Consider the following 24,132-nt stretch of genomic DNA (forward strand, 5'->3'; position numbering starts at 1 on the left):
AATTAACGTACATACCGTTAACCAATTTCTATCTTTCATCTTGAACTCCGGCGGTTATCCGGCATAAAATCGTTAGAGCTCTAACGATATTGACAGACGACCTATGGACAATCGACAGCTTACCTTCTCCCATCTTTTATACCTCACCGCGCACCACTGGCGGCTGGCGGTCAATCGTCGGCTGAAAAATCTCGGTCTCAGCCAGGCCAGCTGGGTGGCGGTAGCGTCCATCGCCCGCCACCAGCAGCCGCTGTCGCAAAGCGAACTGGCGCAGGAGCTGGGGGTGGAGAGCCCGACCATTGTGCCGTTGATCCATCGTCTGGTCGCCCTCGGACTGGTTGAGCGCATCACCACCGCCAGCGACAAACGTAAGCGACTGCTGGTGGTCACCGACAAAGGGAAGGCCCTCTATGAACAGGTCAAAACGGTGGCTGACGATCTGCGCGAAGAGATCCTGACGGCGATTACCCCACAGGAGCAGGAGCAAACCCAGCGGGTGCTGGAAAAGCTGTTGCGCGAAGTGGAGAAGAAATAATGCCCCGTCGCCAGGATAACCCCTACGCCCCGCATGACTGGGCGCCGCATGAAAAACCGGCTCTGCTCGGTTCGCCGTCGACGCCGCTGCACAGTCCGGCGAAACGCCTTGCCTACGGCGTGGTCGGTCTGCTGGTATGTCTCACCGGCGCGCTGGGCAACGCAGTGGTCACCGCCAACCTGCAGCTGCTGCAGGGTACCTTCGCCGCCTGGTCGACAGAAATCGCCTGGCTGCCGGCGGTATACGTGATGACCAACGTCTCCATCAACCTGCTGCTGGTGAAATTCCGCCAGCAGTTTGGCCTGCGCGCTTTCACCGAAGGCTTTTTGGTGCTCTATGTGCTGGTCACCTTTTTCCACCTCTTCGTCAACGATCTCAGCTCAGCGATGATGGTTCGCGCCGCCCACGGCATGGTGGCCGCGGCGCTCAGCTCGCTGGGGATTTACTACCAGGTACAGGCCTGGCCTGCGCGCCATCGCCTGAAAGGGCTAACTATCGGCATCACCGGCTCGTCACTGGCCATTCCCCTGGCGCGCCTCTTTTCCACCGAACTGCTGCAGACCGATGAATGGCGCGGTCTCTACTTCTTTGAGCTGGGCCTGGCGCTGGTGTCGCTGGCCTGCGTCATCGCGCTAAAACTGCCGCCAAGCGATCGTAAAAAAGTGTTCGAAAAAAAGGATTTCATTACCTTCTTTCTGCTGGCGCCCGGCATGGCGCTGGTGTGCGCCGTGCTGTCGCTGGGGCGGCTCGAGTGGTGGTTTGAAGCGCCGTGGATCGGCTGGGCGCTGGCGGCGGCGGTAATACTGATCGTCGCTGCGATTACCTTCGAGCATAACCGCAGCAACCCCCTGCTCAATACCAAATGGCTCTCCAGCGGCAGCATCGTGCGTCTGGGCCTGATTATGCTGTTGATCCGCATCGTGCTGGCGGAGCAGAACACCGGGGTCATCGGCTGGCTGCAGTACGTTGGCCTGCAAAACGAACAGATGACTAACCTCGCGTGGTCGATTTTCGCCGGTATTCTGTGCGGGATCATTGCCAGCTGTCTGACGCTCAACCCGCAGAAGCTCTACTGGCCGACCGCCACCGCGCTGGCGCTGATCATGATAGCCTCGCTGCTCGACAGCCAGTCCAACGCCCTCACCCGTCCGGAACAATTAATGTTCAGCCAGTTTTTACTCGGCTTCGGCAGCGCCTTCTTTCTGGCCCCGGCGATGCTCGCCGGGATTGGCGGCGTGTTTGCCGACCCGCGCAACCTGGTCAGCTTCTCGGTGCTGTTCGGCATGAGCCAGAACATTGGCGGGCTGCTCGGCTCGGCGATCCTCGGCACCTTCCAGACCTGGCGTGAGAAATTCCACTCCAGCCAGCTGGCGGACCAGATAACCACCCTGAACCCGCTGATCGTCGAGCGGCTGCAGCAGTACAGCCAGATGTATCAGAGCCAGATTGGCGACAGTACGCTACTCAACGTTCAGGCCACCACCCTGCTGCAAAACGCCGCGACGCTGCAGGCCAATATTCTCGCCTGGAATGATACCTATCTGCTGACGGCGGCGATCTCCGCCGGGACACTAGTGTGGGTTTTCTGGCGCTTAATTCGCTTACGACTGACTGCCCGTATCGCGTTGCAACGCGCTACCGGCAGCAAATAATTATCATCATTTCATCTCTGGAGTCGTTATGAGTCAGCAGGATGCGGCCAAACAACAGGCCAACACCCGGAATAATATTCGCGTGGTTTCCATTTTTACCGCCGCGGCGATAGGCCTCGTCGGCGTGCTGGTGATCCTCTACGCCTGGCAACTGCCGCCGTTCACTCGTCATAGCCAGTTTACCGACAACGCCTATGTGCGCGGGCAGACCACCTTTATTAGCCCGCAGGTCAACGGCTATATCACCGCCGTCAACGTCAAAGATTTCGCGATTGTCCAGCCGGGCGAGGTGCTGTTCCAGATAGACGATCGCATCTATAAACAGCGGGTGCATCAGGCCCAGGCTACCCTGGCGATGAAAGAGGCCGCGCTGCGCAATAACCTGCAACAGCGCAAAAGCGCCGAGGCGACGATCGCCAAGAATGAAGCCGCGCTGCAAAACGCCCGCGCGCAGAATCTGAAAATCCAGGCCGATTTAAAACGCATCCAGCAGTTAACCGCCGACGGTTCGCTGTCGATCCGCGAACGTGATTCGGCGCGGGCCAGCGCGGCGCAAGGGGCGGCGGATATTGAGCAGGCGAAAGCGGCGCTGGAGATGTCGCGCCAGGACCGTGAATCGACCATCGTCAATCGCGATTCGCTGGAGGCCGACGTGGCCGGCGCCAAAGCGGCGCTTGAGCTGGCGCAGATCGACCTGCAGAATACCCAGATTATCGCCCCCACCGGCGGCCAGCTGGGGCAGATCTCGGTGCGTCTTGGCGCCTATGTCAGCGCCGGAACCCATCTGACCTCGCTGGTTCCGCCGCAGCACTGGGTGATTGCCAACCTCAAAGAGACCCAGCTGGCCGAAGTACGCGTTGGCCAGCCGGTCACCTTCACCGTAGACGCGCTCAACGGCGAGACCTTCCACGGCAAGGTGCAGAGTATCTCCCCGGCGACCGGGGTGGAGTTCAGCGCCATCTCTCCGGACAACGCCACCGGCAATTTCGTCAAGATCGCCCAGCGCATCCCGGTGCGTATTACGGTCAACGACGGGCAAAACAACAGCGAACGCCTGCGGCCGGGGATGTCGGTGCAGGTGACTATTGATACCCGTGCGGAGAAACAACCATGATCCGCCCGGTCGCCCTTGCTATCGTTCTGGCGCTGGTCGGCTGTCAATCCGCCGATGTGCAGCGCGCGCAGCCGACCCTGACCATTCCTGCCGCCTGGCGGGCCGACGTTGGCCCGGCCAGCCCGGTGGAGGGCGTATGGTGGCGCAATTTTCATGACAGTACCCTCAATCAGTATGTCGACCAGGCGCTGCGCTATAACAGCGATGTGCTGATCGCCCGCGAGCGGGTGAATGAGTATCAGGCGCGCGCTTACGCCGCCGACAGCAGCCTGTTTCCGTCACTGGACGCCAGCCTCACCGGCACCCGCGCCCGGACGCAGTCCGCCGCCACCGGCCTGCCGATCCACAGCACACTGTATAAGGGCGGCCTGACCGCCAGCTATGATGTCGATATCTGGGGAGCGAACCGCAGCGCGGCCAACGCCGCCGGGGCCAGCCTTGAGGCGCAGAAAGCCGCCGCCGCCGCCGCCAATTTGAGCGTCGCCAGCTCGGTGGCCGTTGGCTACGTCACGCTGCTGTCGCTGGATGAGCAGCTGCGGGTGACCCAGCAGACGCTAACATCAAGGGAAGACGCGTGGCGCCTGGCCAAACGTCAGTTTGAAACCGGGTATACTTCACGCCTTGAGCTAATGCAGGCGGATTCGGAGCTGCGGTCAACGCGGGCGCAGATCCCGCCGCTACAGCACCAGATTGCGCAGCAGGAAAATGCGCTCAGCGTGCTGCTCGGCGATAACCCTGGCGCGGTAAAACGCGGCGAGTTCGCCCAGCTTACCCCGCTGCGTCTGCCGTCGCAGCTGCCGTCCACCTTGCTCAACCGCCGTCCGGACATCGCTCAGGCCGAGCGCCAGCTGGTGGCCGCCGACGCCACGCTGGCCTCGTCGCAGGCGCAGCTGCTGCCCTCTATTAACCTGACCGCTACCGGCAGCCTGCAGGACCGGACGCTGCCGGATCTGCTGGACAACCCGCTGCGGCTGTGGAGTCTTGGCGGCAGTATTCTGGCGCCGCTGCTAAACCGCCAGGCGTTAAATGCCCAGGTGGACGTCTCCATGGCCCAGCGCAACCAGGCGCTCTATAGCTATGAGAAAACGGTGCGCAGCGCGTTCAAAGAGGTCAATGACAGCCTGGACGCCATCAGTCGCTATGGCGAACAGTTATCCGAGCTTCAGGAACAAGAGACCGTTGCCCAGGAAACCTTACGTATTGCACAAAACCGCTACCGTAACGGCTACTCTTCTTATCTGGATGTGCTTGATGCCCAGCGAACGCTGTTCTCCACCCAGCTTAGCGTGGTGCAGGTGAAGAACAACCTGCTGCTGGCGCAGATCGATCTGTACCGGGCGCTGGGAGGCGGCTGGTCTGACTCATCAGGGAGCTAAATGGGGAAGCGTCATATGCAACAACAGTGGTCGGCAGTAGACAATTATTTGATTAAGGCCTTAATTCCCGGCGATCCTGTGCTCGATCGGGTACTGGAAAACAACCATCGTGCCGGGCTCCCGGCACACGATGTCGCCGCCAATCAGGGTCAGTTTCTCGCCCTGCTGGTACGGCTAACCCAGGCTAAGCGGATACTGGAGATCGGCACCCTCGGCGGCTATAGCACCATCTGGATGGCGCGCGAGCTTCCTGCCGACGGCCAACTCCTCACCCTGGAGGCCGACGCGCATCATGCCCAGGTGGCGCGGGAGAATCTGCAGCTGGCGGGCGTTGACCAGCGGGTCACGCTACGGGAGGGACCCGCGCTACAGTCCCTGGAGGCGCTTGGCGAATGTCCCGCTTTCGACCTGATCTTCATCGATGCCGATAAGCCGAATAACCCCCATTATCTGCGCTGGGCGCTACGTTATTCCCGCCCAGGAACCTTAATTATTGGCGATAACGTGGTACGCGACGGCGAAGTGGTCAACCCACAGAGCGCCGACGAGCGCGTTCAGGGCGTGCGTCAGTTCATTGAGATGATGGGCGCCGAGCCACGGTTGACGGCAACGGCGCTGCAGACCGTGGGCACTAAAGGCTGGGACGGCTTTACTCTGGCGTGGGTAAACGCTTAAGCGTGGACGCCTGACCAGTAGCCCCGGTAAGCGCAGCGCCACCGGGGACAACCAGCCAGGCTATGGGGTAATTTGCTCCATCGCCTGTAACACTCGCTTGTCCGAGATAGGATACGGGGTGCCCAGCTGCTGGGCGAAGAAGCTGACCCGCAGCTCCTCGATCATCCAGCGGATCTCCCGGACATCGTCGTCCTCACGGCGGTTCGGCGGTAGCTTATTCAGCCACTGCTGCCACGCCTGCTGCACGCTCTCCACCTTAAGCATCTGCGCCCGATCGCGGTGCGGATCGATAGCCATCTTCTCCAGACGCTTTTCAATCGCCTGCAGATAGCGCAGCGTATCGCCAAGACGGCGGAAACCGTTGCCGGTGACAAAGCCGCGATACACCAGACCCGCCATCTGCGCTTTGATATCCGACAGCCCCAGCGCCATGGTCATATCCACCCGGCCTTTCAGCCGTTTGTTGATATTGAACACCGCGGTGAGGATCTGCTCGACCTGTTTAGCGATCTCCACCACCGTGTCGTTGAGCTCGGCTCGCACTTTATCGTGCAGCTGACTAAAGCCCTCTTCCGTCCACACCGGACCGCCCGCTTCGTCGATAAGCTTATCAACGCCGCAGGAGATGCAATCGTCAATCAGATCCAGCACTTTGCCGTACGGGTTAAAGTAGAGACCAAGCTTGGCTTTATTCGGCAGTTTCTCGTGCAGATACTTAATCGGCGACGGGATGTTGAGCAGCAGCAGGCGACGCAGACCGCGCCACATGGCCTGCTGCTGTTCCTGTGGATTATCAAACAGTTTGATGGCCACGCTGTCGCGCTCGTCCACCAGCGCCGGCCAGGCTTTCACCTTATAGTTACCGCGCTTCTGTTCGTAACTCTCCGCCAGGGTGCCAAAGCTCCAGATATGCAGCCCGCTCTGCTCAATACCGTCATCAGCGACCGCCGACAGCGTCTCCTGCACTTTGCCCTTCAGGGCGTCTTTCAACGCCTGCAGCGAGCGCCCTTCCTGCAGCTTCTTGTTTTTATCATCCACCACCCGGAAAGTGATTTTCAGGTGATCGGGCACCTGATCCCACTGCCAGGCTTCGCGGTCGATGGTCACGCCGGTCATCTTACGCAGCTCGCGCTCCAGCGAATCGAGCAGCGGCAGCTCAAGCGGCGTCGCCCGGCCAAGAAACGCTTCCGCATAGTTGGGAGCCGGGACGAAATTGCGCCGTACCGGCTTCGGCAGCGATTTTATCAGCGCGATAATCAGCTCGCGACGCAGACCAGGGATCTGCCATTCAAATCCGGCCTCCTCCACCTGGTTGAGCAGCGGCAGCGGAATATGCACCGTCACGCCGTCGGCGTCAGCGCCCGGTTCAAACTGGTAGCTAAGCCGCAGCTTGAGGTTGCCCTGATGCCAGAAGTTCGGGTAGTCCAGCTTGCTGACCTGCTCCGCCCCCTCTTTAATCAGCATGCTCTTTTCAAAATTGAGCAGATCCGGGGTTTCACGGCTGGCCCGCTTCCACCAGCTATCGAAGTGGCGGGCGGAGATGACGTCGTGGCTGATGCGCTGGTCGTAGAACTCGAACAGCGTCTCGTCATCCACCAGGATGTCGCGGCGGCGCGACTTATGCTCCAGCTCTTCGATTTCCGCGCGCAGCTTCAGGTTATCGCGGAAGAAGGCGTGACGCGTCTGCCAGTCGCCCTCCACCAGCGCATGGCGGATAAACAGTTCGCGGCACAGCGCCGGGTCGATCTGGCTGTAGTTGACCTTACGCGCGGCGACGATCGGCAGGCCGTAAACGGTGACCTTTTCCGTCGCCATCACCGCGCCCTGCGCCCGCTCCCAGTGCGGCTCACTGTATGAGCGCTTGATCAGGTGCTGCGCTACCGGCTCCACCCACTCCGGCTCAATGCGGGCGGCAATACGCCCCCACAGCCGGCTGGTCTCCACCAGCTCGGCCACCATCGTCCACTTTGGCGGCTTTTTAAACAGGCCGGAACCCGGGAAAATAGAGAACCGCGCATTACGGGCGCCGGTATACTCCTGTTTATCGGCATCCTTCATGCCGATGTGCGACAGCAGACCGGTCAGCAACGCAGTATGGATCTCGCGATATTCCGCCGGCTCACTGTTGATCGGCAGGCCAAGCTCTTTCACCACCTGGCGCAGCTGGGTGTAGATGTCCTGCCACTCGCGCACGCGCAGATAGTTAAGAAAATCGACCCGGCACTGGCGGCGGAACTGATTCGACGACAGCGCCTTCTGCTGCTCGCCGAGGTAGTTCCACAGATTGACGAAGGCGAGGAAATCGGACTCTTTATCGTGGAAGCGGCGATGTTTTTCGTCAGAGGCCTGCTGTTTGTCCATCGGCCGCTCGCGCGGGTCCTGGATCGACAGCGCGGAGGTGATGATCATCGCTTCCCGCACGCAGCCGTGCTTCTGCGCCTCCAGCACCATGCGCGCCAGACGCGGATCCACCGGTAGCTGGCTGAGCTGGCGGCCCAGCGGGGTTAGCTTATAAGCCGTTGCCTGCGCATCGGTGGTGATGGCGCCCAGCTCTTCCAGCAGGCGTACGCCGTCCTGGATATTGCGCTTATCCGGCGCTTCGACAAACGGGAAGGCGGCGATATCGCCTAAGCCCAGGGCGGTCATCTGCAGGATGACCGACGCCAGGTTGGTGCGCAGAATCTCCGGGTCGGTAAATTCCGGGCGCGACAGGAAATCGTCTTCTGAATAAAGACGAATACAGATCCCTTCCGAAACGCGGCCGCAGCGGCCCTTACGCTGGTTGGCGGACGCCTGGGAAACCGGCTCGATCGGCAGGCGCTGCACCTTGGTGCGGTAGCTGTAACGGCTGATACGCGCAGTACCGGGATCGATAACGTATTTAATGCCCGGCACGGTCAGCGAGGTTTCCGCCACGTTGGTCGCCAGCACGATGCGTCGTCCGCTGTGCGGCTGGAAGACGCGGTTCTGCTCGCTGTTGGACAGGCGGGCGTACAGCGGCAGCACTTCGGTATGGCGCAGATCCAGCTTATTCAGCGCATCGGCGGTATCGCGAATTTCCCGCTCACCGCTCATAAAGATCAGAATATCGCCGGGCCCTTCGCGCCCCAGTTCGTCAACCGCATCAAAGATCGCCTGTAACTGATCGCGCTCGGTATCGTCCGCCTCTTCCACTATCGGCCGATAGCGCACTTCCACCGGGTAAGTCCGCCCGGAGACTTCGATAATCGGCGCATTATTGAAATGCTTTGAGAAACGTTCCGGGTCGATGGTCGCCGAGGTAATGATGATTTTCAGGTCCGGGCGGCGCGGCAGGAGCTCTTTCAGATAGCCGAGCAGAAAGTCAATATTCAGGCTGCGCTCGTGCGCCTCATCGATAATGATGGTGTCGTACTGCATCAACAGACGATCCTGCTGGATCTCCGCCAGCAGGATACCGTCGGTCATCAGCTTAACCATGGTGTTTTCGCTGACGTGGTCGCTGAAGCGGACTTTATAGCCGATGCAGCCGCCCGGCTCGCTCTGCAGCTCTTCGGCAATACGATTGGCGACGGTCCGCGCCGCCAGGCGACGCGGCTGGGTATGGCCGATGAGTCCTTTCAGCCCGCGCCCCAGTTCCATGCAGATTTTGGGCAGCTGGGTGGTTTTACCCGAACCGGTCTCCCCGGCGACGATCACCACCTGGTGATCGCGTACCGCCTCGAGAATTTCTTGTTTTTTCTGGCTAACCGGCAGGTTTTCCGGATAGGTGATGGCCGGACGCGCCGCTTCGCGCAGCAGGACTTTACCGGCTGCCTGGCTTATCTCCAGCGCCATCTCCTGCAGAATGGCCTGTTGCGATTCAGGATTTTTAACCTTCTTCACGCCGTGCAGACGGCGGGCAAAGCGCGTTTTGTCGCGCAGCATCAGGCCGTCGAGCTGTTGATAAAGCTGGGGGAAGGTGATTTTTTGTTGTTCTGTCATAGCGTTATCGGGCAGAGCTCTGCCGGGAAAATCTCTTTTGAAGTATTGCCTTAGAGTACCACATCTGTGTCATTCGTGCCTTGTTCAAAAAATCTGAACATAGGATTCGATATATTGCGCTATCTCTGTGGCGCGATTGTGAATACAGTGTCAACAAGCACCAGGGCATTGACCCGTCAATCACATTAAAAAAAGGAAACACCCATGAGCAAAGTATTAGTTCTGAAATCCAGTATTCTGGCAGGGTACTCACAATCTGGTCAGCTTTCCGACTATTTTGTTGAACAATGGCAGGAAAAACACCCTGGCGATGAGATCACCGTGCGTGACCTGGCCGCCAATCCGATCCCGGTTCTGGATGGCGAACTGGTTGGCGCCCTGCGTCCGAGCGACGCGCCGCTGACTCCGCGTCAGCAGGAAGCGCTGGCCCTTTCCGACGAGCTGATCGCCGAACTGAAAGGCAACGATGTGATTGTTATCGCTGCGCCGATGTACAACTTCAACATCCCGACGCAGTTGAAAAACTATTTCGACCTGGTGGCTCGCGCCGGCGTCACCTTCCGCTACACCGAGAAAGGGCCGGAAGGTCTGGTAACCGGTAAACGCGCGGTCGTCGTTACCAGCCGCGGCGGTATCCATAAAGATACTCCGACCGACCTGGTCACCCCGTACCTGTCCACCTTCCTCGGCTTCATCGGCATCACCGACGTGAACTTTGTGTTCGCCGAAGGTATCGCTTACGGCCCGGAAGTCGCGGCCAAAGCGCAGTCTGACGCGAAAGCGGCCATCGACAGCGTGGTTGCAGCCTAATATTTCACTCCTCTCGCTTCCTGCGGGAGGAGAGTTTTACTTTTTCTCGTAGCGTAAATACCCCACCACGCCTCCGCCGCCATCTTTTGGATGATTCACGCCGTCGTTGACCTCCACGCAAGGGAAATCGAAAGGCGAAACGCCGTCAATGCAGGCCACATTCACCCCATACTGCTGTGGGTTTGATCGCCGTTGATGAAAGGTGTAGATCCCGCATACCGAGCAGAAAAAGTGCACGGCTTCCCCTGTATTAAAGCGATACTCTGTGAGCTTATCCCCTCCGCGTACCACCTCTATTCCTGAACGCGGCGAAGAGACCGCGACCGCCCCACGCATGCGACAATATGAGCAGTTACAGCGCCGAACGGTGTTGAAGCCGTCGCTGAGTTCCACGGTAAACGCCACCGCACCGCAGTGACAGTGAGCGGATAATTTCTCTGCCATAATTTTACCCCTCAGGTGGCGGCTTTTGGCCGCAGGTTTTCATCAAACGCCAGCCGCTTACGCCCTGCTTCGACTTCCCGTAATGGCTCCACCTGGTGCAGCGTCTGCTTACAGCGTTCCACCAGCGCCTGGTATTCACGGGTGCCTTGTTTTTTCCACGCCAGCTCCTGTTCGCTCAGGGTGCGAATCGCTTTTGCCGGGCTGCCGATAATCAGATGGTTGGCGGGCATCTCGGCGTTGGCTTTGACAAAGGCCGAAGCGCCGACAATGCTGTTTTCGCCAATGACCGCCCCGTCGATAATCACCGCACTCATGCCCACCAGCGCGTTGCGGCCAATCACGCAGCCGTGCAGAATAGCGCCGTGGCCGATATGGCCCTCCTCTTCCACCACCGTATCCTGGCCGGGGAAGCCATGCATCACGCAGTTATCCTGAATATTGGCGCCGTCTTTGACCACGATGCGCCCGAAGTCGCCGCGCAGGCTGGCGTTGGGCCCAACATAGACCCCTTTGCCGAGGATCACGTCGCCAATCAACACCGCGGTCGGGTGAACGTAACTCTCCTCCGGCACCACCGGCGTCAGTCCATCAATCTGATATATCGGCATGCAACCTCCTTATGCGCCCGGCAAACCGCCAAAGCGCTGATAATAGAGCGGACCCGGCACCGGGAGCTCGCCCACCGAGCTCTCACCTTTCTCGCTGACGAACGCCAGCGCGCCGGGACTCACGCGTTGATAAATATTGATACACAGCTGGCGGGCGGTTTGCCCTGCCCAATGCGCCGGCAGGAGCTCTTCCGGCAGCAGCGGGTCTTTGAGCACCACCCGGCGATAGAAATGGATAAGGAGCAGTTGGATCTGGAAACAGCGATCCGGCGTCAACTCTGACGGGTCGCAGTCGCGCAGCAGCGGCAGTAGAGGTCGGAACAAGGCGATAAACGCCTCGTACATCTCATTTTGTTCGGTGAGATGCCAGCACTCCTCCACCCGGCTGCGCAGGGCCGCTCTGGAGAGCGCCAGCGGCGAATGGGCTTCAAAACAGATGACGTTTTCGGCGACGCCCGCTTCGTGGAGCAGAGACTGGACGTCCGCCAGCTTTTGCGACGGCGAGGCCAGCAGGCTCGGCGCCAGCGCGCCAAACCCCTGCCACAGCAGCTGCTTTTTAACGTCGGCGAGCACATTTTTCTCCAGGCCTTCCGAAAGCAGCAGCAGCCAGGTACCGTCCCATTCCGGGGCACTGGCGCGATAAATTTTATGCTCCGCGCGCCGGGTCAGGCGCAACCCTTTATCACTCAGGCGATAGAAGCTGCGCCGGCCGATGCGGACAACATCAAGCCACTCTTCTTTATTGAGGCGAAACAGCGCGGTGCGTACGAAGCGCTCGCCGAAGCCTAATCCTTCCAGCAGCGCCGCGACGCTGCCCAGCCACACTTCCCCACCGCGTTGTAATAAAGCGTCGCCATACAGCGAGGCAATTAATGACGTGCCGCTGATGGGCATCGCCGTCACCGCTTGTTGAATAAAGGCGTCGAGTTTACTCATCTGATTCATTCTGTTGTTATATTTTTCCTTTATGAATCATAGCACAGGAAATTCCCGGCTTACGGCGCAAACGCTTCAGCCGGGTGCCTGCCGCGCAGCCACGCAGCCGGAGAGAGGATTAACCGCTAACCACCGCTTTTCGCAGGTCGAATACCCGACAGGCTTTCCCTTCCGAGCGCGGAATGCTGCCGCAGTTGACGATAGTAATATCGGTGGAGATCCCGACCATCGACTTAATGCGGTGACGCAACTGATGGCAAATCTGGCAGCGTTGTTCATGACTCAGCGCCAGCCCGCTCTCTTTCAGCTCAACGCGCACCGCCAGCGAATCCAGATGACCGCGGCGATTGACCTCTAACTGGTAGTGTGGCGCCAGGTGTTCAAACTTGAGGATCTCCTCTTCCAGCTGCGAGGGGAAGACGTTAACCCCGCGGATAATCAGCATATCGTCGCTGCGTCCGCTGATGCGATCCATGCGGCGCATGGTCCGCGCGGTTCCCGGCAGCAGGCGCGTCAGATCGCGGGTACGATAGCGGATCACCGGCAGCGCTTCTTTGGTCAGGGTGGTAAACAGCAGCTCACCATGCTCGCCATCTTCCAGCGGCGTACCGTCGTCCGGGTTGACGATTTCCGGGAAGAAGTGGTCTTCCCAGATAGTCGGGCCGTCAACGGTTTCCAGACACTCCATCGCTACGCCCGGTCCCATGACTTCCGACAAACCGTAAATATCCAGGGCGGTGATCCCCAGCCGGCGCTCGATTTCCGCGCGCATCGCCAGCGTCCACGGCTCAGCGCCAAAGACGCCGACCCGCAATGAACAGCCGCGGGCATCGCCGCCCATCTGGCGCTCCAGCTCTTCAATCAGATTCAGACAGTAGGACGGCGTCACCATGATCATATCCGGCTGGAAATCGCGGATCAGCTGCGCCTGTTTTTCGGTCTGTCCGCCGGACATCGGGATCACCGTCGCGCCCAAACGTTCCGCGCCGTAGTGCGCGCCAAGGCCGCCGGTAAACAGGCCATAGCCGTAGGCGACGTGAATTTTATCTTTTGCTGAACCACCGGCCGCGCGCAGCGAACGGGCGACAATATTTGCCCAGTTATCAATATCGTTTTGCGTATACCCCACCACCGTCGGTTTGCCGGTGGTGCCGGAAGAGGCGTGAATGCGCACCACCTGCTCCATCGGCACCGCGAAGGTATCGAAGGGATAGTTGTCGCGGAGATCCTGTTTGGTGGTGCAGGGGAATTTTTGTAGATCGTTTAATTCCCGAAAGTCGTCAGGGTGCACGCCGGCGGCGTCGAATTTGCGGCGATACATCGGCACATTTTCGTACGCATGCTTCAGCGTCCATTTCAGGCGCTGGGTTTGCAGGGCCTGCAGTTCGTCACGCGATGCGGTTTCAATCGGATCTAATTTTGTAGTAGTTATCATTGTAGGGTACTCGCAGGTAAATTAGCTCACACTCGCTCGAGGATCATGGCAATGCCCTGACCCACGCCAATACACATCGTACACAGCGCATAGCGCCCGCCCCGGCGTTGCAGCTCGAGGCTGGCGCTCAGCGCTAACCGCGCGCCGCTCATGCCCAGCGGATGGCCTAACGCGATGGCGCCGCCGTTGGGATTCACGTGCGCCGCATCGTCCGGCACGCCGAGCTGTCTGAGCACCCCCAGCGCCTGGGCGGCGAAGGCCTCATTCAGCTCAATCAGATCCATATCGTTAATATTGAGTCCCGCCCGCTCCAGCACTTTACGCACCGCCGGTACCGGCCCCAGTCCCATCAGGCGCGGTTCGACACCCGCCGTCGCCATCGCCACGATACGCGCCCGCGGCGTGAGCCCCTGGATAGCGGCCTGCTGTTCGCTGGCGATGATCAGCGCCGCGGCGCCATCGTTGACGCCTGAAGCATTGCCCGCAGTAATGACGCCGCCCTGGCGGAACGGCGCTTTCAGTTTCGCCAGCTGCTCAAGCGTGGTTTCCGGGCGCGGATGCTCGTCCTCGCGCACGTCGCTAACCGCCCCTTTCCGGACGACAATCTGCACCGGCACAATCTCCTGCGCCAGAATGCCGTCGCGCTGGGCCTGCGCCGCGCGCTGCTGGCTGCGCCAGGCGAAAGCGTCCTGATCGGCTCGGCTGATATTTAACAATTCAGCTACATTCTCGGCCGTTTCCGGCATGCTGTCAGTTCCGAAGTGTTGCGCCATGAGCGGGTTCACAAAACGCCAGCCAATCGTGGTATCAAAGAGTTCCGCCTGACGCTGGTACGGCGCGCTGGCTTTTCCCATCACGAAAGGCGCACGCGACATCGATTCCACGCCGCCGGCAATCAGCAGATCGGCATCGCCGGCTTTGATCGCCCTGGCGGCAAAGCCGATGGCATCCAGACCCGATCCGCACAGGCGGTTAATCGTGGTGCCCGGCACGGTATGCGGGTAACCTGCCAACAGCGTCGCCATGTGCGCCACGTTGCGGTTATCTTCCCCGGCCTGATTCGCACAGCCGAAAATCACATCATCAATTGCTGCCGGGTCGAGCCCGGGATTACGACTCAGGAGCTCACGCAGCGGGATCGCCGCCAGGTCGTCGGCGCGCACACTGGCCAGCGCGCCGCCGTAGCGGCCAATCGGCGTACGGATCCCGTCACAAATAAAGGCGTCGCGCATTACACGTCTCCCGTGATTGTGCCGCCGATGCGGTGCGATTTGCCGCGGAACAGGGCCACAATCTTTTGCTGTTGATTAACAATTTCGATGTCGTAGACGCCGGTCAGCTTGCCCTGCTGTTTGACTCTGGCGGTGGCGACCAGCCGGTCGCCGGCAAACGCCGGACGAAGAAAATCAATACTTGCCGCCGAGGCCACCGCCGCCAGCCCCTGGCTGTTACAGGCGTAGGCGAAAGCGGTATCGGCAAGCGTAAATAGCTGACCACCGTGACAGGTTTGATGGCCGTTAAGCATGTCCGCCGAGACGGTCATACTCATCTGCGCAAAACCGTCGTCCATTTCGATAAGTTCGATCCCCATCTTTCTGGCGCAGGTATCTTTTTCGTACATCACGCGCGCGTTGCGCCACGGATCATTGCTCATGGTGCTTCTCCATCAGCGCCTTCTGGCGCAGCAGGGAACTGGGGCGATAGCGCTCCTCGCCATAATGGTGTTGCAGGTTCTCCAGCAGTTGCAGCACCCGCCGCCAGCCAAGGCGTTCTCCCCATGCCAGCGGGCCATGCGGATAGTTGACGCCAAGGCGCATCGCGGTATCGACATCCTGCGGGCTGGCGACGCCTTTTTGCACCGCATCCAGCGCTTCGTTAATCAGCATCGCCACCGTGCGCCACACCAGCAGGCCGGGATAATCGGCAATACGCAGCACTTTCTTGCCCTGCTGCTGGAAGTAATGCACGGCCTTATCAGTGGCCGCAGGCGCGTTGGTCGCCGCTGCGGCCAGCACCACCGTATCGCTGGCGCACAGGTCATACACCACCACCGGGCGGTGATGCTTAATACTCAGCGCCAGGGCGGTCTCGCCTTCAGTCTCCAGCAGCAAGACATCGTCTAATTCAGTGACGTTGTCACTTCTGACGGTAACGGATTCAGCACCCATCATTACCGGCGGCAGCGCCGCGTCCGGCAGTATCTCAGCGGGCCAGCGATAGACGCCGTGGCCGCTCTTTTTACCTAGCCGCCCGGCCAGCGCCAGCTCTTGCTGGAGGAGCGATGGCAGGTAGCGGCGGTCCTGCCAGAAGGCGTTAAACACCGAACAGGTCACGGCGAAGTTGACGTCCTGGCCAATCAGGTCCGTCAACGCCAGCGGTCCCATCGGGAAGCCGCCGCCGTCACGCAAAGCGGCATCGATAACCTCCGGGGCGGCGACCTGCTCTTCCAGCGCGCGCCAGGCCTCAGCGTAGAACGGACGCGCTACGCGGTTAACGATAAAACCGGGCGTTGAGCGGCAGCGCACCGGCTGTTTCCCCCAGCCGCTTACGCACTGGCACAGCTGCTCCACCACTTCTGTGGAGGTCGCAAGACCACTCACCACCTCGACCAGCTTCATCACCGGCGCCGGATTAAAAAAGTGCAGTCCGGCCACCCGCTCCGGGTTTTTGACCCCGGCGGCGATAGCGGTAATCGAAATAGACGAGGTATTACTGGTCAACAGCGTTGACGGCGCGCAGATCGCCGCCAGCTGCGCGAACAGCGCCGTTTTGACCTCCAACCGTTCAGAGGCCGCTTCGATCACTAAATCTGCATCGGCAAGTGCGGCTAAATCGTGGGCCGGATGCAGGCGCGCCAGCAGCGCATCAGCCTGCTCTGACGCCAGTTTGCCCCGCGCAACGCGTGACGCCAGACGCCCGGCGATACCCTCTATCGCCAGGTCTACAGCCTTAGGGTTAATATCAAAAATACGCACCGGATGCCCGGCGGCGGCAGCCACTTCGGCGATGCCGGCCCCCATGGTGCCGCTGCCGATCACCGCCACGGTGGCTAAGGATGTCGTCATCATCTATTTCCCGCTGAACTGTGGTGGCCGTTTGGCCAGAAACGCGCTGACCCCTTCGCGGTAATCATCGCTTCGCCCGGCCAGACGCTGATAATCGCGCTCCAGGTCCAGCTGCGCGTCGAGACTGTTGGTTTCAGAGGCCAGCAGCACCTTTTTAATCAGCCCAAGACCAAACGTCGGTTGCGCCGCCAGATGGCGCGCCAGTTGCAGACTGGTATCCGCCAGTTCTGAATCGTCCACCAGTTGCCAGATAATCCCCCACTGCGCGGCCTGTTCCGCGCTGAGGCTGTCGCCCAGCAGCGCCAGCCCCATCGCGCGCGCACGGCCGGCCACCCGCGGCAGGAACCAGCTGCCGCCGCAGTCCGGCACCAGGCCGAGCTTGCTGAACGCCATCACAAATTTGGCCGAACGCGCGGCCAGCACGATATCGCAGCCCAGCGCCAGGGTAGCGCCCGCGCCGGCGGCCACGCCGTTAACCGCGCAGATAACCGGCTTCGGCAGCGCCGCCAGACGGCGTACCAGCGGGTTGTAAAAGCGTTCTACCGACATGCCGAGATCCGGCGGCGGGCCGCTGGGGTCGACATTGCGGTCGTTCAAATCCTGGCCGGCGCAAAAACCGCGGCCGGCGCCGGTGATCAGCAGGCAGCGCACGCCATCATCGCGCTCGGCCTGCTTCAGACATTCCGCCAGCTGGTGATGCATCAGATCGTTAAAACTGTTAAGGCGGTCCGGGCGATTGAGGGTAATGGTCATGACGCCCTGTTCCACTGCGCTGAGAATGAAAGCTTCCACGATTAGCGTCCTTTAAATTCCGGGGTACGTTTTTGTAAGAAGGCGTCGATGCCTTCGCGGCGGTCCTCGGTGGCGCTCAGCAGGCTAAACAGCTGGCGCTCCTGTTGTAGACCGGCCTGCAGGCTGACTTCCTGCGCCAGGCGTAGCGACTGTTTTGCCGCCCGTAGCGCCAGCGGCGAATGGCGGGCAATGGTGGTTGCCAGTTTCAGGGCATACTCATCGGTTAACGCCGCCGGATGGATATCACTGACCAGCCCGGCCTGCTGCGCCTGGCGGGCGTCAATACTCTCGCCGCTCAGCACCATCCGGCTGGCCAGCGCCTTGCCAACGCTGCGGATCAGCCGCTGGGTGCCGCCCGCGCCCGGCATTATGCCGAGGGTAATCTCCGGCAGGCCAAAGCGGGCATTGTCCCCGGCGACAATCAGGTCGCACAGCAGGGCCAGCTCGCAGCCGGCGCCGAGGGCGTAGCCGTTGACCGAGGCGATGAGCGGCTTAGTAAAAGCATCGATTCGCGCCCATAACCGTGGGCGAATATCATCCAGGGTGGCAGGAAGATCTTTTTCCGCCATTTCATTGAGGTCAGCCCCGGCGGCGAAAAAACGCGCGTTACCGCGAATAACGCAGACGCCGACGCTGTCATCAACTGCCGCGGCCTCCAGCACCTCGGCAATCTGGGTTAATAAGGCATTGTTCAGCGCGTTGCGGGCCTGCGGGCGGTTCAGCGTCAACTGAAGCGCCCGGCCATGACGGTGGATCAGCAGGTCGCTCATGCTATCCCCCGCGCGTCAAAGTCGACCACCACATCGCCGCTGGTCGGCAATGACTGGCAGCTCAGCACGTAGCCCGCCGCCAGCTCATCCGCTTCCAGGCTATAATTGGCGGCCATCGCCACTTCACCGCGTAGCACTTTGCATTTACAGGTGGCGCATACCCCGCCCTTACAGGCGAACGGCAGATCGGCGCCCTGACGCAATGCGGCATCCAGGATGCTGTCGTCTTCGGCGCTGAGGACGATAAGCCGATCGCGCCCATCCTGGCGGATGGTCACCGTGCGCCCTTCCGCCTGCACTCCAGCGGCCCGCTTCACATTGCCGCCTGGGGTATTAAAGCGTTCGAGATGAATCGATTTCTCCGCTACGCCAAGTTCACGTAACGTCGCTTCCGCCTCGTCCATCATCGCCGCCGGACCGCAGATAAAGGCCTCGTCGAAACGGCTGAAATCCAGCAGATGGTCAGCGAGCTGGCGCAGTTTGTCGCCGTCAATGCGCCCCTGTAGCAGATCGCTGTCCATCGACTCCTGGCTAAACAGGTGGATCACCTGCAGGCGCTGCGGATAGCGGTCTTTTAAATCGGCCAGCGCCTGGCGGAACATCATGCTATGGCTGCTGCGGTTGCCGTAGATCAGCGTAAAGCGGCTTTGCGGCTCGGTCGCTAGCGTCGCGCTAATGATCGCCATCATCGGCGTGATCCCGGAGCCGGCGGCAATCGCCAGATATTCTCCCTGCCGTTCGGCCTGCGGTTGATAACCGAAATGCCCCTGCGGCACCATCACCTCCAGCTCCATACCCTGCTGGATATCGTGCTGGGCGTAGCGCGAGAAGCGTCCGCCGTCGATGGCTTTGACCGCGACGCTAATTTCGCCTGGCGTGCGGCTGTGACAAATGGAGTAACAGCGGCGCAGTTCTTCGCCGCCCAGACGGGCTTTTAGCGTCAGATGCTGGCCCGGGCGAAAACAGTATTCCGCCTGCAGGGCTTGCGGGATCGCAAAAGTGATGGTCACCGCATCGCGGGTTTCCGGCTCGACTCTCGCCACCTTAAGCGAATAGAACGTCGTCATGGCAACCTCAAATACATTTAAAGTAATCAAAAGGTTCCCGGCAGCTGTCGCAGCGATAGAGCGCTTTGCAGGCCGTGGAACCGAATTCGCTAATCAGCGAGGTATGGGTGCTGCCGCAGCGCGGACAGCTCACCTCAGCGGGCATATCCGCATGGCAGGCGTGCCCCTGGGGCGGGCTGATGCCGTACTGGCGCAGGCGCTCGCGGGCATCCTGACTCATCCAGTCGGTGGTCCACGGCGGATCCAGCTGCAGGACGATATGTACCGGCTGAAAGCCATGCTCGCTCATGACCGTGCGGATCTCCCCCAGCAGATGCTCCGTCGCCGGACAGCCCGAATAGGTCGGGGTAAAGCCAATCACCCAGCCGTCGCCATGGCGCGCGACGCTGCGCACCATACCAAGGTCGGTGATGGTGAGTACTGGCACTTCCGGATCCGGGATCGCGCTTAATAATCCCCAGATGGTGCGAACCTCTGCAGGAGCGATATCGGCAAGACGTTGCATAGTCACCTCACTTACCACTGCAGTCCGGGATGCGAACGCTGCAGATACTGCATCTCCGCCAGCAGCGGGCCGAGATGTTCACTGTGCAGCCCCTGTTTGCCGCCGCTGCGGAAGGCCGCTTCCTGCGGGATCTGTAAGCCGGAGTCGAGAAGCGCCGTGTGTACCGCGCTTTGCCATTCGGCCTGCAGTTCACGCGGATCAACCGCAATGCCCTGCTCAACCAGGCTGAGCTCCACTTCATCAGCCAGGAACAATTCGCCGGTGAAGCGCCACAGATTGTCGACCGCCTGCTGCATTTTGCGATTTGATAATTCGGTGCCGTTACCGAGACGCTCCAGCCAGCCGCGGCTAAAGCGCTGGTGGTAACGCACCTCTTTCAGCCCTTTAGCGGCAATGGCCGCCAGCTGCGCGTCGCGGCTGTTCACCAGCCGGCTGAACAGGGCGACATGCCAGACGTCGATAAAGAACTGGCGGGCGATAGTGTCGGCAAAATTGCCGTTTTGCTGCTCCACCAGCAGCAGGTTGCTGAACTGGCGCTCATCGCGGCCAAAAGCCAGCGTATCTTCGTCGCCGCAGCCGTTAAGCTCGGCGGCATAGCTTAAAAAATTGCGCGCCTGGCCGAGCAAGTCGAGGCCGATGTTGGCCAGCGCAAGATCGATCTCGAGCTCGGGAGCATGTCCGCACCAGGCGCCTAAACGCTGGGCCAGAACCAGACCATTGTCGCCAAGCCGCAGGGCGTAGGTGGCTACGGGGTTAGGGTTATTCATCGCCGCCTCACATATGTTCCATGCCGTCCGGCACGGTATAGAAAGTCGGATGACGGTAGACTTTGCTTTCCGCCGGGTCGAAGAATTCGCCGCGATCTTCCGGCTGCGAAGCAACGATTTCGCTGGCCTTCACCACCCAAATTGAGCAGCCTTCGCTGCGGCGGGTGTAGGCATCGCGGGCATTCTCCAGCGCCATTTGATCATCGGAAGCGTGCAGACTGCCGACGTGACGGTGGGATAACCCCTGTTTGCTGCGAACGAACACTTCATATAACGGCCAGTAAACTTTGCTCATGTTGTCTCTCCTCATGCCGCGCTGCGGGCCTGCTGTTTTTGCGCATGGGCCAGCGCGGCTTCGCGCACCCATTCGCCCTCTTCCCAGGCCTTACGCTTGGCGGCCAACCGCTCGTGATTGCAAATGCCACGGCCGCTAATCACCTCGTTAAATTCCTGCCAGTCGATTTCGCCGAAGCGGTAGTGGCCGCTGGCTTCATCAAACTGCAAATCCGGGTCCGGGACGGTCATACCGAGGATCTCTACCTGCGGCACGGTATTGTCGACGAAGCGCTGACGTAGCTCGTCGTTGGAGTGCAGTTTGATTTTCCAAGCCATGCTGCGGGCGCTGTTCGGCGAGTTGTCATCGTTGGGGCCAAACATCATCAGCGCCGGCCACCAGAAGCGGTTAATAGCGTCCTGCAGCATCTGCCGCTGCGCGTCATTGCCCTGCGCCAGCGCCATGCAGGCTTCAAAACCCTGACGCTGGTGAAAGCTCTCTTCTTTGCAGATTTTGACCATCGCCCGGGCATAGGGGCCGTAGGAGGTCCGGCACAGCGCCACCTGGTTGACGATGGCCGCGCCATCGACCAGCCAGCCGATCACGCCGATATCCGCCCAGCTGAGGGTCGGGTAGTTAAAAATGGAGGAGTATTTCATCTGCCCGTCGAGCATCTTCTGATACAGGTCTTCCCGGGCGCAGCCAAGGGTTTCCGCGGCGCTATAGAGATACAGCCCGTGTCCAGCCTCATCCTGTACCTTAGCCAACAGGATCGCTTTGCGGCGCAGCGTCGGCGCGCGGGTGATCCAGTTGCCTTCCGGCAGCATGCCGACGATCTCCGAGTGCGCGTGCTGGCCTATCTGCCGAATCAAGGTCTTACGGTAGGCATCCGGCATCCAGTCCTGCGGTTCGATGGCCGTTTCCTGCGCGATGCGCTGGTCAAAGCGTTGTTCTTCTGTCACGTCATCACCTTTATGATTCCGATATTCACAACAAAAGCATTTATGTGAATCACTTTGTTTATTGAAGGTTACATATTGGTTAAATAAAACCACAAATTTTGTTTGCTCTTTTTGTGATAATCTCCGCAAAACCTTTTGTAAACCACAATAAATACAGTAAGTTAAGCATAATGCGTAACGCCATCGCGATCACAATGTTAATAATTTATTAAATACGAGCTTGCATTTTATGATTCATAAAAGAACTATTTATAGATATCACACGTAACATATTTGGAGATTTGCGATGCAGCAGTTAGCCAGCTACTTATCCGGCGCCTGGCAGACCGGCCGGGGCCGCGCCCGTACTATCCATCACGCCATCACCGGCGCGGCGCTTTGGGAGGTGACCAGTGAAGGCCTGGATATGGCGCAGGCGCGCCGCTTCGCGATTGAGCGCGGTGGCAAAGCCCTGCAGGCGATGACCTTTATTGAACGCAGCGCGATGCTGAAAGCGGTGGCGAAACACCTGCTGGAGCAGAAAGACCAGTTCTACGCCATCTCCGCGCAAACCGGCGCCACTCGCGCCGACAGTTGGGTGGATATTGAAGGCGGTATCGGTACCCTTTTCACCTATGCCGGGCTCGGTAGTCGAGAATTACCGGACGATATCCTGTGGCCGGAAGACGAGCTCATCCCGCTCTCCAAACAGGGCGGTTTTGCCGCGCGTCATGTGCTAACCTCGAAATCAGGCGTCGCCGTCCATATCAACGCCTTCAACTTCCCCTGCTGGGGAATGCTGGAAAAACTGGCGCCCACGTGGCTTGCCGGTATGCCGGCGATCATTAAACCGGCAACCGCTACCGCCCAGCTCACCCAGGCAATGGTGAAAGCGATTGTCGACAGCGGCCTGGTGCCGGAGGGCGCCATCAGCCTGATTTGCGGCGGCGCGGGCGATCTGCTCGACCACCTCGATAGCCAGGACGTGGTGACCTTTACCGGGTCAGCCGCCACCGGCCAGCAGCTACGGGCGCACCCTAACCTGGTAGCCAAATCCATTCCCTTTACCATGGAAGCAGATTCACTCAACTGCTGCGTGTTAGGCGAAGACGTCACTCCGGAGCAACCGGAATTCGCGCTGTTTATTCGGGAAGTGGTCCGCGAGATGACGGCGAAAGCCGGGCAAAAATGTACCGCTATCCGCAGAATCATTGTGCCACTGGCTCAGATTAATGCGGTTAGCGATGCACTGATCTCCCGCCTGCATAAAGTAACCGTCGGTGACCCTGCGCAGGAGGGCGTTAAGATGGGGGCCCTGGTTAATAGCGAACAGCGTCAGGACGTACAGGAGAGCGTCAATAAGCTGATAGCCGCTGGCTGCGAAGTACTGCTCGGTGGAGAGGCGGATCTCAGCGCGGCCGGCGCATTTTTCCCGCCGACCCTGTTGTACTGCTCACAGCCGGATGAAACGCCGGCGGTTCACGCCATTGAAGCTTTTGGTCCGGTGGCGACGCTGATGCCGTATCGCGACCGCCAGCATGCGCTGACGCTGGCGCGCGCCGGCGGCGGCAGTCTGGCGGGGACGTTGGTCACCGCCAGCGGCGAGCTGGCGCGCGAGTTTATCCTCGGCGCCGCCCGCGCCCATGGCCGTATTCAGATATTGAACGAGGCGTCCTCGGTTGAGTCAACCGGCCACGGCTCGCCGCTGCCGCAGCTGGTGCACGGCGGCCCCGGCCGCGCTGGCGGCGGAGAGGAGCTCGGCGGACTGCGTTCGGTGAAACACTATATGCAGCGTACCGCGATTCAGGGCAGCCCAACGATGCTGGCGACCATAAGCCAGCAGTGGGTGCGCGGCGCTCAGGTGAATGAAGACCGCATTCACCCGTTCCGTAAATACTTCGAAGAGATCCAGCCTGGCGATAGCTTATTAACCCCGCGCCGAACGCTGACCGAAGCGGATATCGTTAATTTCGCCTGCCTGAGCGGCGATCATTTCTACGCGCATATGGACAAAATCGCCGCCGCTGAGTCGATTTTCGGCGAGCGGGTGGTCCACGGTTATTTCCTGATCTCCGCTGCGGCCGGGCTGTTCGTCGATGCCGGCGTCGGGCCGGTTATCGCCAACTACGGCATGGAAAACCTGCGCTTTATTGAGCCGGTCAAACCGGGAGACACCATTCAGGTTCGCCTGACCTGTAAGCGGAAAACGGTCAAACGTCAGCGCAGCGCCGATGAGAAAGCCACCGGCGTGGTGGAATGGGCTGTCGAGATTTTCAACCAGCACCAGCAGGCGGTGGCGCTGTATTCCATTCTAACCCTGGTGGCGCGCCAGCAGGGAGACTTCCCGGCGTAGTCAACACGCACCACCCACGCGCTTAATGCCTCTACGGAGGCATTTTTTAC

21 protein-coding genes and 1 pseudogene are annotated in these 24,132 nt (G+C 60.2%); 7 read left to right on the forward strand and 15 right to left on the reverse strand.

All coding sequences use genetic code 11. The features are described from left to right. The first annotated feature begins 103 nt into the window (after nt 1–103). The 5 genes and pseudogenes from ACR809_RS13900 to ACR809_RS13920 all read left to right on the forward strand — a co-directional run bounded on the left by ACR809_RS13900 (nt 104) and on the right by ACR809_RS13920 (nt 5,352). The gene (locus ACR809_RS13900; protein ID WP_002902969.1) at nt 104–535 is read left to right on the forward strand and encodes a MarR family winged helix-turn-helix transcriptional regulator; all 432 of its coding nucleotides are present in this window, start codon (nt 104–106) and stop codon (nt 533–535) included. Further along, a pseudogene (locus tag ACR809_RS13905) lies at nt 535–2,187 on the forward strand (MFS transporter). The gene ACR809_RS13900 and the pseudogene ACR809_RS13905 overlap by 1 nt, the downstream one beginning before the upstream one ends. A 28-nt stretch (nt 2,188–2,215) precedes the next feature. Further along, on the forward strand, nt 2,216–3,301 hold the full coding sequence (locus ACR809_RS13910) for an HlyD family secretion protein (RefSeq protein ID WP_122051352.1): 1,086 nt from the start codon (nt 2,216–2,218) through the stop codon (nt 3,299–3,301). Continuing rightward, nucleotides 3,298–4,677, forward strand: a complete 1,380-nt coding sequence (locus tag ACR809_RS13915; protein ID WP_023279991.1) for an efflux transporter outer membrane subunit — start codon at nt 3,298–3,300, stop codon at nt 4,675–4,677. Before ACR809_RS13910 ends, ACR809_RS13915 begins: the two co-directional genes overlap by 4 nt. Beyond that, nucleotides 4,678–5,352 carry an O-methyltransferase gene (locus ACR809_RS13920; RefSeq protein ID WP_020324670.1) on the forward strand — a complete coding sequence of 225 codons (675 nt, stop codon included), beginning with the start codon at nt 4,678–4,680 and terminating at the stop codon, nt 5,350–5,352. It begins immediately after the preceding gene. A gap of 60 nt (nt 5,353–5,412) precedes the next feature. Here ACR809_RS13920 and hrpA read toward each other — a convergent pair whose 3' ends face one another. Continuing rightward, nucleotides 5,413–9,315, reverse strand: coding sequence for an ATP-dependent RNA helicase HrpA (gene hrpA, locus ACR809_RS13925; protein ID WP_021469856.1), 3,903 nt, complete (start codon nt 9,313–9,315; stop codon nt 5,413–5,415). A gap of 204 nt (nt 9,316–9,519) precedes the next feature. Between hrpA and azoR the strand changes: the two genes are divergently transcribed. Next, nucleotides 9,520–10,125, forward strand: coding sequence for an FMN-dependent NADH-azoreductase (gene azoR / locus ACR809_RS13930; RefSeq protein ID WP_002902889.1), 606 nt, complete (start codon nt 9,520–9,522; stop codon nt 10,123–10,125). A gap of 36 nt (nt 10,126–10,161) precedes the next feature. On the opposite strand, the gene ACR809_RS13935 is transcribed toward azoR, so the two are convergent. From ACR809_RS13935 to paaA, 14 genes are all read right to left on the reverse strand, one after another. Continuing rightward, the gene (locus tag ACR809_RS13935) at nt 10,162–10,572 is read right to left on the reverse strand and encodes a GFA family protein (protein WP_024940864.1); all 411 of its coding nucleotides are present in this window, start codon (nt 10,570–10,572) and stop codon (nt 10,162–10,164) included. Nucleotides 10,573–10,580: 8 nt separating this feature from the next. Further along, on the reverse strand, nt 10,581–11,177 hold the full coding sequence (gene paaY / locus ACR809_RS13940; protein ID WP_002902883.1) for a phenylacetic acid degradation protein PaaY: 597 nt from the start codon (nt 11,175–11,177) through the stop codon (nt 10,581–10,583). Nucleotides 11,178–11,186: 9 nt separating this feature from the next. After that, complete coding sequence (paaX, locus tag ACR809_RS13945; RefSeq protein ID WP_004194367.1) at nt 11,187–12,113, reverse strand: phenylacetic acid degradation operon negative regulatory protein PaaX; 927 nt, start codon at nt 12,111–12,113, stop codon at nt 11,187–11,189. Nucleotides 12,114–12,231: 118 nt separating this feature from the next. Beyond that, entirely contained in the window at nt 12,232–13,548 is a 1,317-nt protein-coding gene (paaK, locus tag ACR809_RS13950; protein ID WP_004148224.1) for a phenylacetate--CoA ligase PaaK, read from the reverse strand. Nucleotides 13,549–13,574: 26 nt separating this feature from the next. Then, nucleotides 13,575–14,780, reverse strand: coding sequence for a 3-oxoadipyl-CoA thiolase (gene pcaF / locus ACR809_RS13955; protein WP_023286359.1), 1,206 nt, complete (start codon nt 14,778–14,780; stop codon nt 13,575–13,577). Further along, nucleotides 14,780–15,202: a hydroxyphenylacetyl-CoA thioesterase PaaI gene (gene paaI, locus ACR809_RS13960; RefSeq protein ID WP_002902876.1), complete on the reverse strand. Its 423-nt coding sequence runs from the start codon at nt 15,200–15,202 to the stop codon at nt 14,780–14,782. The genes pcaF and paaI overlap by 1 nt, the downstream gene beginning before the upstream one ends. Next, nucleotides 15,192–16,616 carry a 3-hydroxyacyl-CoA dehydrogenase PaaH gene (paaH, locus tag ACR809_RS13965; RefSeq protein ID WP_162992548.1) on the reverse strand — a complete coding sequence of 475 codons (1,425 nt, stop codon included), beginning with the start codon at nt 16,614–16,616 and terminating at the stop codon, nt 15,192–15,194. Before paaH ends, paaI begins: the two co-directional genes overlap by 11 nt. Further along, nucleotides 16,617–17,405, reverse strand: a complete 789-nt coding sequence (gene paaG, locus ACR809_RS13970) for a 2-(1,2-epoxy-1,2-dihydrophenyl)acetyl-CoA isomerase PaaG (protein WP_122051353.1) — start codon at nt 17,403–17,405, stop codon at nt 16,617–16,619. Nucleotides 17,406–17,407: 2 nt separating this feature from the next. Continuing rightward, nucleotides 17,408–18,175 carry a 2,3-dehydroadipyl-CoA hydratase PaaF gene (gene paaF, locus ACR809_RS13975; RefSeq protein ID WP_122051354.1) on the reverse strand — a complete coding sequence of 256 codons (768 nt, stop codon included), beginning with the start codon at nt 18,173–18,175 and terminating at the stop codon, nt 17,408–17,410. Continuing rightward, a complete protein-coding gene (gene paaE / locus ACR809_RS13980) occupies nt 18,172–19,242 on the reverse strand; it encodes a 1,2-phenylacetyl-CoA epoxidase subunit PaaE (RefSeq protein ID WP_122051355.1) in 1,071 nt (356 codons plus the stop codon). The genes paaF and paaE overlap by 4 nt, the downstream gene beginning before the upstream one ends. A 7-nt stretch (nt 19,243–19,249) precedes the next feature. After that, nucleotides 19,250–19,747, reverse strand: a complete 498-nt coding sequence (gene paaD, locus ACR809_RS13985; RefSeq protein ID WP_004892417.1) for a 1,2-phenylacetyl-CoA epoxidase subunit PaaD — start codon at nt 19,745–19,747, stop codon at nt 19,250–19,252. Between the two features lie 11 nt (nt 19,748–19,758). Further along, nucleotides 19,759–20,514 (reverse strand): 1,2-phenylacetyl-CoA epoxidase subunit PaaC, encoded by a 756-nt coding sequence (gene paaC / locus ACR809_RS13990; protein WP_122051356.1) that lies wholly within the window; start codon nt 20,512–20,514, stop codon nt 19,759–19,761. A 7-nt stretch (nt 20,515–20,521) separates the two neighbouring features. Beyond that, complete coding sequence (paaB, locus tag ACR809_RS13995) at nt 20,522–20,809, reverse strand: 1,2-phenylacetyl-CoA epoxidase subunit PaaB (protein WP_122051357.1); 288 nt, start codon at nt 20,807–20,809, stop codon at nt 20,522–20,524. 11 nt (nt 20,810–20,820) lie between these two features. Further along, nucleotides 20,821–21,750, reverse strand: a complete 930-nt coding sequence (gene paaA, locus ACR809_RS14000; protein ID WP_004176377.1) for a 1,2-phenylacetyl-CoA epoxidase subunit PaaA — start codon at nt 21,748–21,750, stop codon at nt 20,821–20,823. 286 nt (nt 21,751–22,036) lie between these two features. On the opposite strand from paaA, the gene paaZ reads away from it, so the two are divergent. Further along, the gene (gene paaZ, locus ACR809_RS14005; protein ID WP_122051358.1) at nt 22,037–24,082 is read left to right on the forward strand and encodes a phenylacetic acid degradation bifunctional protein PaaZ; all 2,046 of its coding nucleotides are present in this window, start codon (nt 22,037–22,039) and stop codon (nt 24,080–24,082) included. Nucleotides 24,083–24,132: the final 50 nt, after the last annotated feature.

Origin of the sequence: Klebsiella sp. CD33 (assembly GCF_051992865.1) — a bacterium.
Taxonomy (GTDB): domain Bacteria; phylum Pseudomonadota; class Gammaproteobacteria; order Enterobacterales; family Enterobacteriaceae; genus Klebsiella; species Klebsiella pneumoniae.

Bases quoted from the DNA above. Each gene is read 5' to 3' on its own strand.
- paaY (WP_002902883.1), bottom strand. From the start codon at position 11,177: ATGCCGATATATCAGATTGATGGACTGACGCCGGTGGTGCCGGAGGAG.
- ACR809_RS13920 (WP_020324670.1), top strand. From the start codon at position 4,678: ATGGGGAAGCGTCATATGCAACAACAGTGGTCGGCAGTAGACAATTAT.
- paaX (WP_004194367.1), bottom strand. From the start codon at position 12,113: ATGAGTAAACTCGACGCCTTTATTCAACAAGCGGTGACGGCGATGCCC.
- ACR809_RS13910 (WP_122051352.1), top strand. From the start codon at position 2,216: ATGAGTCAGCAGGATGCGGCCAAACAACAGGCCAACACCCGGAATAAT.
- paaZ (WP_122051358.1), top strand. From the start codon at position 22,037: ATGCAGCAGTTAGCCAGCTACTTATCCGGCGCCTGGCAGACCGGCCGG.
- paaI (WP_002902876.1), bottom strand. From the start codon at position 15,202: ATGAGCAATGATCCGTGGCGCAACGCGCGCGTGATGTACGAAAAAGAT.
- ACR809_RS13900 (WP_002902969.1), top strand. From the start codon at position 104: ATGGACAATCGACAGCTTACCTTCTCCCATCTTTTATACCTCACCGCG.
- paaK (WP_004148224.1), bottom strand. From the start codon at position 13,548: ATGATAACTACTACAAAATTAGATCCGATTGAAACCGCATCGCGTGAC.
- ACR809_RS13915 (WP_023279991.1), top strand. From the start codon at position 3,298: ATGATCCGCCCGGTCGCCCTTGCTATCGTTCTGGCGCTGGTCGGCTGT.
- paaF (WP_122051354.1), bottom strand. From the start codon at position 18,175: ATGAGCGACCTGCTGATCCACCGTCATGGCCGGGCGCTTCAGTTGACG.
- paaC (WP_122051356.1), bottom strand. From the start codon at position 20,514: ATGAATAACCCTAACCCCGTAGCCACCTACGCCCTGCGGCTTGGCGAC.
- paaE (WP_122051355.1), bottom strand. From the start codon at position 19,242: ATGACGACGTTCTATTCGCTTAAGGTGGCGAGAGTCGAGCCGGAAACC.
- hrpA (WP_021469856.1), bottom strand. From the start codon at position 9,315: ATGACAGAACAACAAAAAATCACCTTCCCCCAGCTTTATCAACAGCTC.
- paaD (WP_004892417.1), bottom strand. From the start codon at position 19,747: ATGCAACGTCTTGCCGATATCGCTCCTGCAGAGGTTCGCACCATCTGG.
- paaH (WP_162992548.1), bottom strand. From the start codon at position 16,616: ATGATGACGACATCCTTAGCCACCGTGGCGGTGATCGGCAGCGGCACC.
- pcaF (WP_023286359.1), bottom strand. From the start codon at position 14,780: ATGCGCGACGCCTTTATTTGTGACGGGATCCGTACGCCGATTGGCCGC.
- azoR (WP_002902889.1), top strand. From the start codon at position 9,520: ATGAGCAAAGTATTAGTTCTGAAATCCAGTATTCTGGCAGGGTACTCA.
- paaB (WP_122051357.1), bottom strand. From the start codon at position 20,809: ATGAGCAAAGTTTACTGGCCGTTATATGAAGTGTTCGTTCGCAGCAAA.